The organism is Paraburkholderia rhizosphaerae (assembly GCF_004366595.1).
Taxonomy (GTDB): domain Bacteria; phylum Pseudomonadota; class Gammaproteobacteria; order Burkholderiales; family Burkholderiaceae; genus Paraburkholderia; species Paraburkholderia rhizosphaerae.
In genome coordinates this window covers 13,188-28,152 of sequence record NZ_SORE01000015.1, presented here as the reverse complement: position 1 = coordinate 28,152, position 14,965 = coordinate 13,188, and the positions used below count along the sequence as shown (strand labels likewise).

Genomic DNA, 14,965 nt, shown 5'->3' with positions numbered 1-14,965 from the left:
GGCTGGTGTCGCGGCGGGTGGCGCGTCCAGCGACGCGTCCGGCAACGTGCCCGACAATGCGTCCGATAGCGCGAGGCCGGTACGCGGCGGCTTTACGTCGACGCGCTTCGTGCTTGTCGAGCCCAGCCATCCGGGCAATGTCGGCGCTGCCGCGCGTGCGCTGAAGACGATGGGTTTCACGCGGCTCGTGCTGGTCGCGCCGCGCGTCGCGAATGTGCAGAACGATCCGGAAGCGATTGCAATGGCGAGCGGCGCGGACGATGTGCTCGCCTCCGCGCATGTGGTGCCGACGCTCGCGGACGCGTTATCCGGCGTGCAATGGTCGCTCGCGCTGACCGCGCGCTCGCGCGAATACGGCCCCCCGCAACTGACGCCGCGTCGCGCGGCCGCGCACGCGCGCGAACATGCGGCGAGCGGCGACATCGCACTCGTGTTCGGCAACGAGCGCACCGGGCTGTCGAACGAGGACGTCGAGCGATGTAGCGCGCTTGCGCATATTCCCGCCAATCCCGCGTACAGTTCGCTGAACCTCGCGCAGGCGGTACAGGTGCTGTCGTATGAATTGCGGATCGCCTATCAGGACGCGCCTGATGAAGGCGCTTCGGCAAGCGCGGCTTGCGTTGCTTCGGGCGCTTCGGGCGCAGCGAGCGCGCGCGCCGCCAGCGACGAAGTCGAGCGAATGTTCGTGCATCTCGAGAATGCGCTGATCGCGCTCGAGTTTCTCGATCCGGCCAATCCGAAAAAACTGATGTCGCGGCTGCGGCGGCTATTTGCGCGCGCGGGACTCGAGCGCGAAGAGGTCAATATCGTGCGCGGTATTGCGAAGCACATCTTGCTGAAAGCCAAAGGCCGGGACGGCGATCATTCGTGAGCGGCCGCGCGCATACCCGCCATGTCGCGCACCACACGAGTGCGCGAAGCGCGAGGCTCTGTCTCTCGCTGCCACTTCCCATTGGATGTCGACACGTTTCGAATCGACCGAGCCGGTTCGACCTTAATGGCCGAATGGGCATCGGCAGCCTGGCGCGAATCGACCTACAATCGCCAGAAACGTCATAAGCAAAGCAGACAATCCGATAACGTCGGCTTTCCGGACGGTTGGATGGGCAAGACTTTTCTCCACGGCATCTCCACGACGGCACCCACTGACATGTTCACGAGACTTCGCGAAGACATCGCCACGATCCGCGAGCGCGATCCCGCCGCTCGCAGCGCTTGGGAAGTGCTGACGTGCTACCCGGGCCTGCATGTGCTCGTGCTGCATCGCTTCGCGCACGCGTGCTGGCGCGTGAAACGCTACTGGCTCGCGCGCGTCGTATCGCAGATCGGCCGCTTTCTGACCGGCATCGAGATTCACCCGGGCGCGACGGTCGGCCGTCGCGTGTTTATCGATCATGGGATGGGCGTCGTGGTCGGCGAGACGGCCGTGATCGGTGACGAGTGCACGATCTACCAGGGCGTGACGCTGGGCGGCACGTCGCTGACGCGCGGTGCGAAGCGGCACCCGACGCTCGAGCGCGGCGTGATCGTCGGCGCCGGGGCGAAGGTGCTGGGCGGCTTTACGGTCGGCGCGGACGCGAAAATCGGTTCGAACGCCGTTGTCGTGAAGCCAGTGCCGGCGGGCGCCACCGCGGTCGGCAATCCGGCACGAGTGATTGCTCCGGCACGCGCGGTCGGCGGCGGCACGGTGAAGCCCGCGGCCGCGCGCCCGGAATTCTGTGCGTATGGCATCACGCCGAATGCGGACGATCCGGTATCGCTGGCGATTCATGGGCTCGTCAATCACGCGGCGAACCAGTCGCAGCGCATCGACGAAATCGTCGCCGCACTCGAGCGGCTCGGCACCCGCCTCGAAGCGCTGCAAGGCGCCGATGCGGCTTTGTTCGATTTGCGGCGCCTGTCGGCGGCGCTCGAAGGGAAAGTCGAGTCAGGTACGGAGCCGCATTGACGTCGCGTGTTGCTTGACGTTACGCATCGATGCGGCGGCGTCAATGCGAGCCTCGCTAAACGAGCGCATTGCCGCGAACCGTACCCGAGCGTCAATCGAGCGGTAGCGCGCGAATGCCCTCGGCATCGATCTTCAGAAAACCGCCGCGGCGTTCGCCGTGATCGAGGTCCCAATCCGGCAGCACCCAGCGCGTACCACCCGTCTCGCGATGGCGGGCAGGGCGATGCGTATGGCCGTGGATGATCGTCGCGGTCCCGGTTTTCTTGAAGAGTGACGCAATGCCTTCGGGCGTCACGTCATAGCGCGGCGATACCGGCCGCGAACGGTTCTCCTCGCTCGCGTGCCGCATTCGCTCGGCAAGCGACTTGCGCCATCGGTACGGCCACAACAGAAACAGCCACTGTGCGAAACGGTTGCGTGCGATGCGACGAAAGCGCAGATACCGGCGGTCGTCCGTGCATTGACCATCGCCGTGCGCCAACGCGATCCGTGTGCCGAACGACGTAATCACGAACGGGTCAGGCAGCCAGATCGCGCCGGCCGCTTTCATGAAACGCTTGCCCAGCAGAAAGTCGCGGTTGCCGTGCATCACATAGAGCGCGATGCCGCGCTCCGATAGCGTATGCATTAGCGCCGCGATGCGCGCGGGGAACGGTTCGGCGAGCATGTCGTCGCCGATCCAGTATTCGAACAGGTCACCGAGGATGAATACCGAGTCCGCGTGCTCCGCGTTGACGCGGATGAAATGCTCGAACGCCGCGACGGTGCGCGGCATCGCCTCGGACAGGTGCAGATCCGACAGGAAATAAAACGGGCGTGCGGCGTGCGGGCGCTTGCCTTCTCCTGGTACGCCCGCAGCGACGCTTCGCAGCGACCTTTCTTGCAGCATCGACGGTGTGTTCTCTTGATTGCTCGTTTTGCGATTATGGAATAGCTGCAGCCGCATGGCGGACATCGTATTCCAGCCACGGCGGCGGATTGACCGCTGGGTTTGGTGCTGCGTTTGTCAATTGAAGCGCCACTCGGGAGTGCCCTCGCCGGGTGGTCGATCGGCGCAGCGCGTACTGCCGCGCGTCCTACGTGAGTTGCGCCCGCACGGTTGCGAGCACAATTTCTGTCAAGCCGCATGCGTCGCACGAATGTGCCGCCCGCATGCGTCGCCGCGCGGTGTCGTTGCGCAGTGCTTCTGCGCAACTGTTCCGCGCAGTTGTCCCGCTTACTCGACGACGACCGCCTTTTCGATCACCACATCGTCGACCGGCACATCCTGGTGAAAGCCCTTTGAGCCCGTCTTCACCTTGCGGATGTTATCGACCACGTCGAGTCCGTCGACGACCTTGCCGAACACCGCATAGCCCCAGCCTTGCGGCGTCGGCGACGAGTGGTTCAGGAAGTCGTTGTCGTTCACGTTGATGAAGAATTGCGCGGTCGCCGAATGCGGGTCGTTGGTACGCGCCATCGCGATCGAGCCTTTCACGTTCTTCAGGCCATTATTCGCTTCGTTGTCGATCGGCGCCTCAGTCGGCTTCTGCTTCATGCCGGGTTCGAAGCCGCCGCCCTGGATCATGAAGCCGTCGATCACGCGGTGAAACACCGTGTTGTTGTAGTGGCCGGCCTTCACGTAGTTGAGGAAGTTCTCGACTGACTTCGGCGCTTTTTCGGCGTCCAGTTCAAGCTTGATGACGCCGTGGTTCGTATGCAGTTCAACCATGATGGGTTCCTTGATCAAAGCGGGGTAAGTGGAAGGCGCGCCGTATGCGGTGCAGGCAGAGCGGTGCAAGCAGCCGCAGTGCGCGCCCAGGCGGTTCCGGTTCGCTTTGCCGTCCTTGTTTCGACGAGACGGAAAAGCGCTTGTTCTCAGACTACTACTTGCTGACGACGCTCGCCGATTCGATCACGATCGGCTTTTGCGGTACATCGCTCATCGGGCCGCGTGTCGTGGTCGGTGTGCCTTCGATTTTCTTGACGACGTCCATCCCGGACGTCACTTTGCCGAATACCGCGTAGCCGTTGCCGTCCGGATTCGGATAGTCGAGATTCGCGTTGTCGACGGTGTTGATAAAGAATTGCGCGGTCGCCGAGTTCGGATCGCTGGTACGCGCCATCGCGATCGTGCCGGTCATGTTCTTCAGGCCATTACGGCTTTCGAGCGGAATCGGCGCGCGCGTCGGCTTTTCGGCGAAGCTCGTCGTGTAGCCGCCGCCCTGGATCATGAAGCCCGGAATCACGCGATGAAAGATCGTGCCGGTGTATTGGCCGGACTTCACGTATTCGAGGAAATTGGCGACGGTCTTCGGCGCTTTCTCGGGATACAGTTCGACGCGGATATCGCCATCCGACGTCTTGAAGAGGACAGACGGATGCGCGGCCGGCGCGGCGGACTGTGCAAACGCGGGCGCGTGTGCGACGAGGGCGGCGCTGCCGAGCGCCAACAACAAGCGTTTCATGGAGTTCCTCGATTAACGGATGAAGACGACAGGGAAGGTGCCGCGGCGTCGGCCGCCGGCGTGCTGCTGATGGACGTAGCGAACGACCCAACTAACGACCCAACTAAGGACGCCACCAGGAACGCGCATTCGACGCAACGTGTCACGCTCCGACATACGGCCTGCCGCGCGACACATCGCAACGCTCATCGCGATGGCGCCATGTACGGCGGAATCGCAAGCGACCCGTTCGGGCCGCCGAACTGGAATGCCGGCGTCTCGGTGATGTTCGACGTGGCGCGCGTCGTATAGTCTCCCGCGGCATCGCTCGCGGGTGCGGGCGAGGCAGCAGCAGATTTCGGCGGCGACACGATTTTTTCGAGGTCGGCGAGACGCTGCTGCATCGTCGCGCTCGCGGTGCCGAGACTCTGCGCGCGGCGATATGCCTGCGCGGCCATGCGCAGGTACAGGTCGCCGAGATTCTCAAACGCGAGACCGTAGCCCGGATTCGCCTTCGTCGCGGTCTCGAGTGCGACGCGCGCATCGCCATAGCGCCCCTCTTTCGCAAGCAGCGCTGCAAGATTGTTGTACGGCTCGGGCAGTTCGGGGTACGCCTGCGTCAATTCGGTAAACGCGGCGATCGCGTCGTCGGTGCGACCCATGCGCGCGAGCACGGTCCCGCGCTTGAACCTTGCTTGCGCGTCGCGCGGATTTTGCGCGATGCGCGCATTGAGCTCGGCGAGCGCCGCGTCCCAGTTCTTTTGTGCGATCGAAGTATCCGCATCCGGAGTGGCGTCTCGAACCGCGGGCGCGTGCGACACAACATCGGTTTTCTGCGCGAAAGCGGGGGTGCCTGGCACGATCAGCAGCGCGATGCCACACAGTGTCACGCCGAAACCGGCGACCGCGGTGGCGACCAAACTGGACCGGGACGTCACGCGTGGCGACACGCTGCGCAAGGCGAGCGACGCCGGCGCCGCAATGTGCGCGGCGCCTCGTGCGCGGCCGCTGGAAGATTTCATAGGGAGAGGTCTGGATGTTATACTCCGAGCCATTCTAACAAAAGGTCTGTGCGTTCCGTTGAACCTCAGATCTGTCTTTCGCCACTCGTGGTCGTCTCCGCTTTGCCGGCAGTGTGATCGCCGCCCCCGGTGCGCGATCGGTTTCCGATGAGTTTGTGTTGGGCTTATATTGAGTCTCACGCGTGCTCGATCGGTTCTCCACGGGTCTCCGCGAATCTGCGGTCACACCGCCGAACATGTTGTCGCACCGTGCGTCCGTTACCGCCACTCGCCCGTTGTCGCTTGTGGAGCACGTTCGCATCAGGGCGCGGCGTGAAAGAGCACAACGCGGATCTCTGTCGGCCCACGCATCGTTCTCTATGGAATCACTGCGCATCTACAACACGCTCGCGCGTGACAAGCAAACTTTCGTGCCACTGCAAGACGGCGTGGTGCGCATGTACGTGTGCGGGATGACCGTCTACGACTACTGTCATATCGGCCATGCGCGCGTGATGGTGGTGTTCGACATCGTGCAACGCTGGCTGCGCGTGCTCGGTTACAACGTAACGTACGTACAGAACATCACCGACATCGACGACAAGATCATCCGTCGCGCGGTCGAGAACGGCGAAACGATCAAATCGCTGACTGAGCGTTTCATTCAGGCGATGCACGAAGACGCTGAAGCGCTCGGTGTGCAGCGTCCGGATCTGGAGCCCCGCGCGACCGAATTCATTCCACAGATGCTGTCGATGATCGATCGTCTTGAAGCGAACGGCTTCGCGTATCAGGCGGCCGATGGCGACGTAAACTACGCGGTGCGCAAATTCGCGAACTACGGCAGGCTGTCGGGCAAGTCGCTCGAAGATTTGCGCGCGGGCGAGCGCGTCGCCGCGAACGATGCGAAGCAGGACCCGCTCGACTTCGTGCTGTGGAAGCAATCGAAGCCCGGCGAGCCCGCCGATACCGGTTGGGATTCGAAGTATGGGCGCGGCCGTCCCGGCTGGCACATCGAATGCTCGGCGATGGGCTGCACATTGCTGGGCGAACACTTCGACATTCACGGCGGCGGACAGGACTTGCAGTTTCCGCACCATGAGAACGAGCTCGCGCAGAGCGAAGCCGCGACAGGGCAGACGTTTGTCAACTACTGGATGCACAACGGCTATGTGCAGATCGACAACGAGAAGATGTCGAAATCGCTCGGCAACTTCTTCACGATCCGCGAGGTGCTCGCGCAATACGACGCCGAAGTTGTGCGGTTCTTCATCGCGCGTGCACACTACCGTTCGCCGCTCAACTATAGCGACGCGCATCTCGACGATGCACGCAGTGCACTCACACGTCTTTACACCGCATTGAAAGACGTGAACGCGGACAGTGCGCCGCTCGACTGGAACGAAGCCTACGCGCAGCGTTTTCACGACGCGATGAACGACGACTTCAATACGCCGGTCGCGATCGCAGTGTTGTTCGAACTCGTGAGTGAAGTGAACCGCACGCGCGACGCTGCACTCGCACGGCAATTGCGTGGGCTCGCCAATGTAATCGGTTTCCTTGGCCGCGAGCCACGCGTGTTCCTGCAGGAAGCGACGGGTAGTATGAAAGAGGGTGGGCTCGAGGTGGCGCAGATCGAGGCGAAGATTGCCGCGCGCGTCGCAGCGAAGCAAGCTAAAAACTATGCCGAGGCAGACCGGATTCGCGCTGAGTTGCTCGAAGCCGGGGTTGCACTTGAAGACAAACCCGGCGGGTTGACCGAGTGGCGGCGCGTTTGAACGCACCTCGTCTTTCCCACTGATCGATTCGCCAGGCAGGAGGCAGGATGGCAACGGCCACGAAGACGCCGGCTAAGCGTGCCGCGTCTCAAACCAGAACGGCATCTGCAGTCAAACGAGCTCGCGCGGACAGCGCGGCGAAGAGCGCGGCAAAGACGGCAGGCAAGTCTGTGTCGGCATCCGTCAAGGCCGGCGCACAGACAGCGCCGCGCAAAACCGCGAAGCGTGTGTCGAACGGCGCGGCGGGGCCGGTTGAACCGGCGGCGGTGAGAACGTCGCGCTCGCGCGCTGCGAAAGGCCAAAGCGGCCACAGTGGTAACGGCGAACTGCCGGCGGAACTCGCCGGCAACGAGCAGGCTTTCGAAGCGGATACGCTGCACGACGGCGAGGTCGTGCGCAAGTCGCGTGCGTCCGTCGACACCGAAGTTGCTGTGCCGGTGCAGATCGGCGGTCTCGCGCCGGAAGTCACGCGGCCTGCGTATTGGGACAAGGCGTGCGCGGATCTCGTGAAACGGGACCGCATTCTGAAGAAGCTGATTCCGAAGTTCGGCCCCGTGCATCTGTTGAGCCGCGGCGATTCGTTCGTCACGCTCGCGCGTTCGGTGGTCGGTCAGCAGATTTCCGTCGCGACCGCGCAGGCGGTGTGGGGGCGCATCGAGAGCGCGTGCCCGAAGCTCGTGCCGCAGCAGATCATCAAACTCGGTGCGGCCAAACTGATTGCGTGCGGGTTGTCGAAGCGCAAGACCGAGTACATTCTCGATCTCGCGCAACACTTTGTATCGGGCGCGTTGCACATCGGCAAGTGGGCGTCGATGGACGACGAAGCCGTGATCGCGGAGCTCACGCAGATTCGCGGCATCGGCCGCTGGACTGCGGAGATGTTCCTGATCTTCAATCTGTCGCGTCCGGATGTGCTGCCGCTTGACGACCTCGGTCTGATCCGCGCGATCAGCGTCAACTATTTCAGCGGGGAGCCGGTTACGCGCAGCGAAGCGCGTGAGGTTGCCGCGAACTGGGAACCGTGGCGTACTGTCGCGACGTGGTACATGTGGCGTAGTCTCGATCCGCTGGCGGTGGAGGAATAGCGGTGATGCGTGTGAGCGAAACGGAGTTCGATGCGCGCACGCGTCGAACGTGATGCGCGGCCGCATCGCTGCGGAAGGCCACCACAAACGGGCTTCCAGGCGGCCTTGAGCGAGCGCTATCAAACATTGAAATTCAATAGTTTTGGGATGGTTTTGACAGCGGCGGGCGCGGTTAGAATACGCGCTGCCGGTAAGTCGAAGGATTAAAAACCAATGAAGACCACCTTTCTGGATTTCGAGCAGCCGATCGCCGAGCTCGAAGCGAAAATCGAAGAATTGCGCTTCGTGCAGGACGATTCGGCCGTCGATATTTCGGAAGAAATCGAGCGGCTGTCGAAGAAGAGCCAGCAGCTCACGAAGGATCTCTACGCGAACCTGTCGCCGTGGCAGGTGTCGCAAATCGCGCGTCATCCGCAGCGCCCTTACACGCTCGATTACGTGAACGAGCTGTTCACCGATTTCCACGAACTGCATGGCGACCGCTCGTATGCGGACGATCTGTCGATCGTCGGCGGCCTCGCGCGTTTCAACGGCCAGCCATGCATGGTGATCGGTCATCAGAAAGGGCGCGATACGAAAGAGCGCGCGCTGCGCAATTTCGGCATGCCGCGACCCGAAGGCTATCGAAAGGCTGAGCGTTTGATGCGGCTTGCCGAGAAATTCGGCTTGCCGCTTTTTACGTTTATCGACACGCCCGGCGCGTATCCCGGTATCGGTGCTGAAGAGCGCGGCCAGTCGGAAGCGATCGGCCGCAATCTGTATGTGATGGCCGAGCTGAAAACGCCGATCATCGCGACGATCATCGGTGAAGGCGGTTCGGGCGGCGCGCTCGCGGTCGCGGTCGGCGACAGCGTGTTGATGCTGCAGTTCTCGACCTATTCGGTAATCTCGCCGGAGGGCTGCGCATCGATTCTATGGAAGAGCGCCGCAAAAGCGCCGGAAGCGGCCGAAGCGCTCGGTTTGACTGCGCATCGTCTGAAGGCGCTGTCGTTGATCGACAAGATCGTCAACGAACCGCTCGGCGGCGCGCATCGCGATCCGAAGGGGATGGCCGCGCTATTGCGTCGCGCACTCGCGGATTCGCTGCGCCAGTTTCAGGGTATGAGCGTCAATGATTTGCGCCAGCGCCGTTTCGAACGGCTGATGGCGTACGGCAAATTCAAGGAAACGACACCGGGTGCATGATCCGGCGCCTGCGCGTCACGCGGCGCTTGATGCACCTTTCTGTGCACTCGTCGCGTTGACTCGCCTGGCCACTCGTCGTGACTACTCCCACTGATCCTTCCGCCGAGCGCATCGTACTCGATGCGCTCGGCGCCGCGCTTGCGCAGGAGCCGGCGGATGCGCGCATTGCGATCGCGTACAGCGGCGGTCTCGATTCGACCGTGCTGCTCGATGCGACGGTGCGCATCGCCGGCGCGGCACGCTGCGTCGCGTTTCATATTCATCATGGCCTCAGCGCGAATGCGGACCGATGGCTTGCGCATTGCGAAGAGCACGCGGCGGCGCTCGGCGTGTCGTTTGCGGCGCGGCACGTCGATGTGCGTCGAGACCCGGGCGTGAGTCTCGAGGCGGCGGCGCGCGATGCACGTTATCGTGCGCTCGATGCGCTGTGCGACAGCGAACACGTACGGCGCATCTGGCTCGCGCAACACGCGGACGATCAGGCCGAAACCGTGTTGCTGCAATTGCTGCGCGGCGCGGGTCTCGCGGGCCTTGCGGCGATGGCGCCCGAGTATCGGCCGGCGGGTGCGGCCGTCACGCGTGTGCGGCCGTTGCTGCATGTGTTGCGCGCGCAGCTTGAGGACTATGCGCGCGCGCGCGCGTTGCGCTGGATCGACGACGAATCGAATGCCGATACGCGCTTTGCCCGCAATGCATTGCGTCACCACGTGCTGCCGCAACTGGCCGTGCACTTTCCCGGCTTTCGCGATGCATTGGCGCGGACGGCCGCGCATGCGGCCGCGGCACAACGGCTCGTCGACGAACTCGCGCGTCTGGATCTGCAGGCAGTGGCGAGTGAAGACGGTCAATCGCTGTCGCGCGATGCGCTGCTCGCATTCGGCGACGAGCGCGCGCTGAATCTGCTGCGCTACTGGATGCGTGCGCTCGGTTTGCCGGCCGCGTCGACCGCACGGCTCACCGACGCGCTGCGGCAGTTGCGCGACGTGCACGACGACCATGGTTTGCGTGTCGATCACGCGGGTCAGACGCTGCGCAGCTACCGCGGGCAGATTTATTGGGAGGCGGGCGACAGCGGCGACCCCGCTGACGAAACCGCGCTAATCGAGCGGCCCGTCAGCGAATTGACATGGCGCGGCGAGCCGGTCTGGCGGCTGCCGGCATGGCGCGGCACGTTCGTGTTCACCGAAGTCGCGGCGGGCGATCCGCTCGCCGCTGAGCCGGCCGCCGCGATTCCCGCGACGCTGCTGACGAACCAGCGGTTGCGGGTGCGCGCACGCAGCGGCGGCGAGCGTATGCGTTGCGACGCGCACGGACCGAGCCGCACGCTGAAGAATCTGTTTCAGGAGCGGGGCGTGCCGTCGTGGAAACGCGATGTGCCGCTGCTCTTCGTCGACGATCTGCTGCTCTTCGTGCCGTTGCTTGGCGTGAACCTGACGGCGCTCGATGCGTTGCACGCGAATCGCGCGAAAGTCGTGCAGCGCGCGGACGAGCAGGGCGGCGCCGCCGAACGCCGGATTCGAATCGACTGGCGGGAAGATCTGCTGATCGCGTGAAGAAACCCTTTCCGCACAAGCGTTTGCGATACGCTCGACTTGTCAATTCGCGCGGCTTCAGGTAGGGTATCTTGTTTGCCCAAACCTGCTTCGCACGCGTTTTCCGGCCCTCGGGTCGAATTCACGGTCGGGTTGAAGAGTTGAATGCAAGTCAAACGCGCGGGTCGAATGCGCGCGAATTGATGCGGGTCGAACGCGGGTTGCACAAGTCGAGTCGAGTACCACAAGCGCTCCAGCAGCCGCACCACCGTCGCCACAGGTCCTACAGGGCTTGCATCGGGCGCACAGGGTGGTGCGATCGGCGGTCCTGAAGAGAGGTCCCCGCTGTGCCACTTGTTCGCGCCCGTTCGACATGATCGGGCCCGTCTGCTTCCGAGACGCTCGCTCCAGCGCTTTTCAGCGCTTTTCAGCTCTTCCCTGCGGTGATCGGCGACGTCCGGCCGCGTGATTTGGCGGTCAACCAGCCGGTCTCTCAACTGGTGAAGGCGCCGCCCAACAAGCGGGTCGCAGGGCAAATCCGCGCGCGAAGCGCAGGCGCTGAGTTCCGCGCCGCACACCTTGCCGTCGTTCCCGAACGTTGTGCTCCCAGCTGTGTGCGGCCCGTTTTAAGCGTGCTGGCGCCGCGAGCCTGGGCTCTCCCTATGATTTGAATCGACAATGGCACTCATCGTACACAAATACGGCGGCACCTCGATGGGCTCGGTTGAGCGCATCAAGAACGTCGCGAAGCGCGTCGCGAAATGGCACAAGGCAGGCCACCGAATGGTCGTCGTGCCGTCCGCGATGTCCGGCGAAACGAACCGCCTGCTGGGTCTCGCGAAAGAAATTTCGCCGCAGCCGAGCCCGCGCGAACTCGACATGATTGCGTCGACCGGCGAGCAGGTCAGCGTCGGTCTGCTGTCCATCGCACTGCACGACGCGGGCGTCGACGCGGTCAGCTACACCGGTTGGCAAGTGCCGGTCAAAACTGACAGCGCGTTCACCAAAGCGCGTATCAACGACATCGATGGCGAACGCGTGCTGCGCGACCTCGATGCGGGCAAGGTGGTCGTGATCACCGGTTTCCAGGGTATCGATCCGGAAGGCCACATCACGACGCTTGGCCGCGGCGGCTCCGACACTTCGGCGGTGGCGGTGGCGGCGGCGCTGAAAGCGGACGAATGCCTGATTTACACGGACGTCGATGGTGTCTATACGACGGATCCGCGTGTGGTCGAAGAAGCGCGCCGGCTCGATCGCGTGACCTTCGAGGAAATGCTGGAAATGGCGAGCCTCGGCTCGAAGGTCCTGCAAATCCGCTCGGTGGAATTCGCGGGCAAATATCAGGTGAAGACGCGGGTGCTGTCCAGCCTGACCGATCCGCTAATGCCGCTCGACACTGAAATGACCTCCGGCACCCTGATTACTTTTGAAGAAGACGAGACCATGGAAAAAGCAGTCATCTCCGGCATTGCATTCCAGCGGGACGAAGCCCGCATCGCCGTGATGGGTGTGCCCGACAAGCCGGGCATCGCATATCAGATTCTCGGTCCGATCGCCGAAGCGAATATCGACGTCGACATGATCATTCAGAACCAGAGCGTCGAAGGCAAAACGGCGTTCACGTTCACGGTCGGCCGCGGCGATTATCAGCGCGCGATGGAAATCCTCACGAATCAGGTGAAGGGCCATATTTCCGCGGAGCAGGTGCTCGGCGACCCGAAGGTGTCGAAAGTGTCGGTCGTCGGTGTCGGCATGCGTTCGCACGTCGGCATTGCGAGCAAGATGTTCCGCACGCTGTCGGAAGAGGGTATCAACATCCAGATGATTTCGACCTCCGAAATCAAGATCTCAGTGCTGATCGACGAGAAATACATGGAGCTCGCCGTGCGCGCGCTGCATAAGGCGTTCGAACTCGATCAGGCTTGATCCGTTCGCTTCGCTTCGGCGATGACATTGCGGTGACATGGCTGGCATAAAAATTGTGCCAGGGAAATTGACCTGTCATCGTGAACCCGCTATCATCTTGGCTTCGTCGCGCTGCCTCCCTGGCGCGAGCGAAGGTTTGGGAGACGTGGCCGAGAGGTCGAAGGCACTCCCCTGCTAAGGGAGCATCTGGGCCAAAACCTGGATCGAGGGTTCGAATCCCTCCGTCTCCGCCAGTACCTCGGTATATGGCGGTGGAACCCCGTAAGTTCTAGGACTTACGGGGTTTTGTTTTTCTGCGCTCGCATTCCGCCATTGTCGGCAAAAGCTGTATGCCGCCGGTTGTCGAGATATCGCTGCCCGAAATCTGTCTCGCTTTCGCCACGCCCGATTGGCTAAGTGGTCGGCGCAAACCCATGTCTGACACAGTTTGTTTTGCGCCCTGGTTAATCAGGATGGCGAAATGTCAATTCTTGACACACACGGGTAGCGATCTGCCTTAGCGTTCGATTCTCCTATCCAATTCAAGGGAGCGTGAATCCATGCGGGAACAGCAAAACGATCAAACAGCCGATTTCTCCAACAAAATTGGCGCGTGCACGGGGTGCATCGGGCTTGCGAAACGCGTTGCATATCGGGGCGAAGCGAATTCCGGGCGACTCAACCCCACGTACCCCCGCAGACTGTCAAACGTTGCAATCGGAGACAGCACCTATGCGTAAGGCAGCAATTCGGAATGGCGACCCGACAACGACGGGCGGATTCGTTATTGCACATTCGTCGACGATTCATGACAACAACGAAAAAATCGCGCTGAGCGGTGACGAAGCCACCTGTGGGAACTGCAAAGGGGCGCACAAGATTTTCGGCACGGGCAAGGGGATGTCGGAAGGCACGCGTGACGTTGTCATTGACGGTGACCGTGTGCTGTGCCCGTGTGGAAGGAACCGGGTGATGGTTGGGATAAATCCCGGCGTTTGGATCGATGTTTATCAAAGCGATAGCCGCCCGGACAGCCTGAGCGCGTCCAGTCCGTTCGATCAGCGGGATGCTGGGTCGAGTAAGCGGGAACAACATGCATGCTGGTTCTACGTGCTGGACAGTATCACGGGTGAACCGGGTAATTGGCGTTGTATTGCTGGAAAATCTCACGGACGTGGCTGAAGGCAACGATGGCGTTGCAAAAGTCCGGAAATTTTTCAATAGCCTCGGCTTGAACCGGCAGTCAGCGGTACCCGAAGCACAGAAACGGGCAATTGAAATCTTTATTCGCATTTTGCAGGACTTTTTCTACATCAATACGCTTGGAGGCCACAGGGAGTTTCCGGGGCAACTTGATGAAGGGAAAATCTGCCCGGGTAACGTTGGTATGAAACTCGTAAAGGACCTCCGGAAATCGACGGGATTGAGTGCGCCATGAGTGCATTGCATAAATGGCGGATAGTGATTGTCATCGTATGCGTTGGCGCTGCCATGGTTTCGTACACAGGCTTCGTGCGGTCATATCTCGATCACGAAGTGCAGACGACTTTCTTTGTTAAGCGATATCCGACGCTCCAGATGGAGTTCTATGATCCTTTCGCCAACGAAGGTGACGATATGCCAATCGAAAAGTTGCCGCCGTCCGATCGTGCGAGCTTCGCCGATTACTGCAAATACCGTTTTGGAATTGCTGATGACAGCGCCCCAGCTCTTCGGGATTGCAAGTCAAAAATTCCGGGTTACTTGTAGCAGATAGCCTTTAAGATGCCTTCCTTACCCCGCAAGCCGTTGTCGGACTTTCGGGGCTCGTTCCATTCGCAGGTTTCTGTTTGTCGCGTGATTGCAACACGTACATCGTGACGCGGCATCTCGCGCTACACCTCGCGGCCGGGGCACGCTTGGCACTCGCCGCTATTCCTCCTGGCACTCGCGCAAAATCCGGGATTGCCTGGGATGCCATAGTGAATCAGCGGTCGACACGGACAGGACGAACCTGCGTTCGGACGAGTAAATGCCCAAGCGGACGCGACCGTAAGAACCACGGCGTTAGGCCACGCAAGCCCTCTGTCAAGTTTTTGACGATGCTGCCGATATGTCGCACA

Annotated in this window: 14 protein-coding genes and 1 tRNA gene; 11 read left to right on the top strand and 4 right to left on the bottom strand. The window is 61.9% G+C overall.

Annotated elements, in window-relative coordinates; genetic code table 11:
* The first annotated feature begins 46 nt into the window (after positions 1–46).
* Both BX592_RS19765 and cysE read left to right on the top strand, forming a co-directional pair.
* Positions 47–871 (top strand): RNA methyltransferase, encoded by an 825-nt coding sequence (locus tag BX592_RS19765; protein ID WP_134193858.1) that lies wholly within the window; start codon positions 47–49, stop codon positions 869–871.
* A gap of 279 nt (positions 872–1,150) precedes the next feature.
* Positions 1,151–1,948, top strand: coding sequence for a serine O-acetyltransferase (gene cysE, locus BX592_RS19760; protein ID WP_134193618.1), 798 nt, complete (start codon positions 1,151–1,153; stop codon positions 1,946–1,948).
* 91 nt (positions 1,949–2,039) lie between these two features.
* Here cysE and BX592_RS19755 read toward each other — a convergent pair whose 3' ends face one another.
* The 4 genes from BX592_RS19755 to BX592_RS19740 all read right to left on the bottom strand — a co-directional run bounded on the left by BX592_RS19755 (position 2,040) and on the right by BX592_RS19740 (position 5,396).
* Complete coding sequence (locus BX592_RS19755; protein WP_134193616.1) at positions 2,040–2,837, bottom strand: UDP-2,3-diacylglucosamine diphosphatase; 798 nt, start codon at positions 2,835–2,837, stop codon at positions 2,040–2,042.
* Between the two features lie 327 nt (positions 2,838–3,164).
* On the bottom strand, positions 3,165–3,659 hold the full coding sequence (locus BX592_RS19750) for a peptidylprolyl isomerase (protein WP_134193614.1): 495 nt from the start codon (positions 3,657–3,659) through the stop codon (positions 3,165–3,167).
* Positions 3,660–3,813: 154 nt separating this feature from the next.
* Positions 3,814–4,395, bottom strand: a complete 582-nt coding sequence (locus BX592_RS19745; RefSeq protein ID WP_134193612.1) for a peptidylprolyl isomerase — start codon at positions 4,393–4,395, stop codon at positions 3,814–3,816.
* Between the two features lie 185 nt (positions 4,396–4,580).
* Entirely contained in the window at positions 4,581–5,396 is an 816-nt protein-coding gene (locus BX592_RS19740) for a tetratricopeptide repeat protein (protein WP_134193610.1), read from the bottom strand.
* 359 nt (positions 5,397–5,755) lie between these two features.
* Here BX592_RS19740 and cysS point away from each other — a divergent pair, with 359 nt between their 5' ends.
* From cysS to BX592_RS19690, 9 genes are all read left to right on the top strand, one after another.
* The gene (cysS, locus tag BX592_RS19730; RefSeq protein ID WP_134193608.1) at positions 5,756–7,153 is read left to right on the top strand and encodes a cysteine--tRNA ligase; all 1,398 of its coding nucleotides are present in this window, start codon (positions 5,756–5,758) and stop codon (positions 7,151–7,153) included.
* Between the two features lie 47 nt (positions 7,154–7,200).
* A complete protein-coding gene (locus BX592_RS19725) occupies positions 7,201–8,238 on the top strand; it encodes a DNA-3-methyladenine glycosylase family protein (RefSeq protein WP_134193606.1) in 1,038 nt (345 codons plus the stop codon).
* A gap of 213 nt (positions 8,239–8,451) precedes the next feature.
* Positions 8,452–9,423 (top strand): acetyl-CoA carboxylase carboxyltransferase subunit alpha, encoded by a 972-nt coding sequence (locus BX592_RS19720; protein ID WP_134193604.1) that lies wholly within the window; start codon positions 8,452–8,454, stop codon positions 9,421–9,423.
* A 77-nt stretch (positions 9,424–9,500) separates the two neighbouring features.
* Positions 9,501–10,976: a tRNA lysidine(34) synthetase TilS gene (gene tilS / locus BX592_RS19715; protein ID WP_134193602.1), complete on the top strand. Its 1,476-nt coding sequence runs from the start codon at positions 9,501–9,503 to the stop codon at positions 10,974–10,976.
* A gap of 657 nt (positions 10,977–11,633) precedes the next feature.
* Positions 11,634–12,884 (top strand): aspartate kinase, encoded by a 1,251-nt coding sequence (locus BX592_RS19710; protein WP_134193600.1) that lies wholly within the window; start codon positions 11,634–11,636, stop codon positions 12,882–12,884.
* A 139-nt stretch (positions 12,885–13,023) separates the two neighbouring features.
* Positions 13,024–13,117, top strand: a tRNA-Ser gene (locus BX592_RS19705).
* 478 nt (positions 13,118–13,595) lie between these two features.
* Entirely contained in the window at positions 13,596–14,045 is a 450-nt protein-coding gene (locus BX592_RS19700; RefSeq protein WP_134193598.1) for a PAAR domain-containing protein, read from the top strand.
* Complete coding sequence (locus tag BX592_RS19695; protein WP_134193596.1) at positions 14,038–14,301, top strand: hypothetical protein; 264 nt, start codon at positions 14,038–14,040, stop codon at positions 14,299–14,301. The genes BX592_RS19700 and BX592_RS19695 overlap by 8 nt, the downstream gene beginning before the upstream one ends.
* Positions 14,298–14,612, top strand: a complete 315-nt coding sequence (locus tag BX592_RS19690; protein WP_134193594.1) for a hypothetical protein — start codon at positions 14,298–14,300, stop codon at positions 14,610–14,612. The genes BX592_RS19695 and BX592_RS19690 overlap by 4 nt, the downstream gene beginning before the upstream one ends.
* The last annotated feature ends 353 nt before the right edge of the window (positions 14,613–14,965 follow it).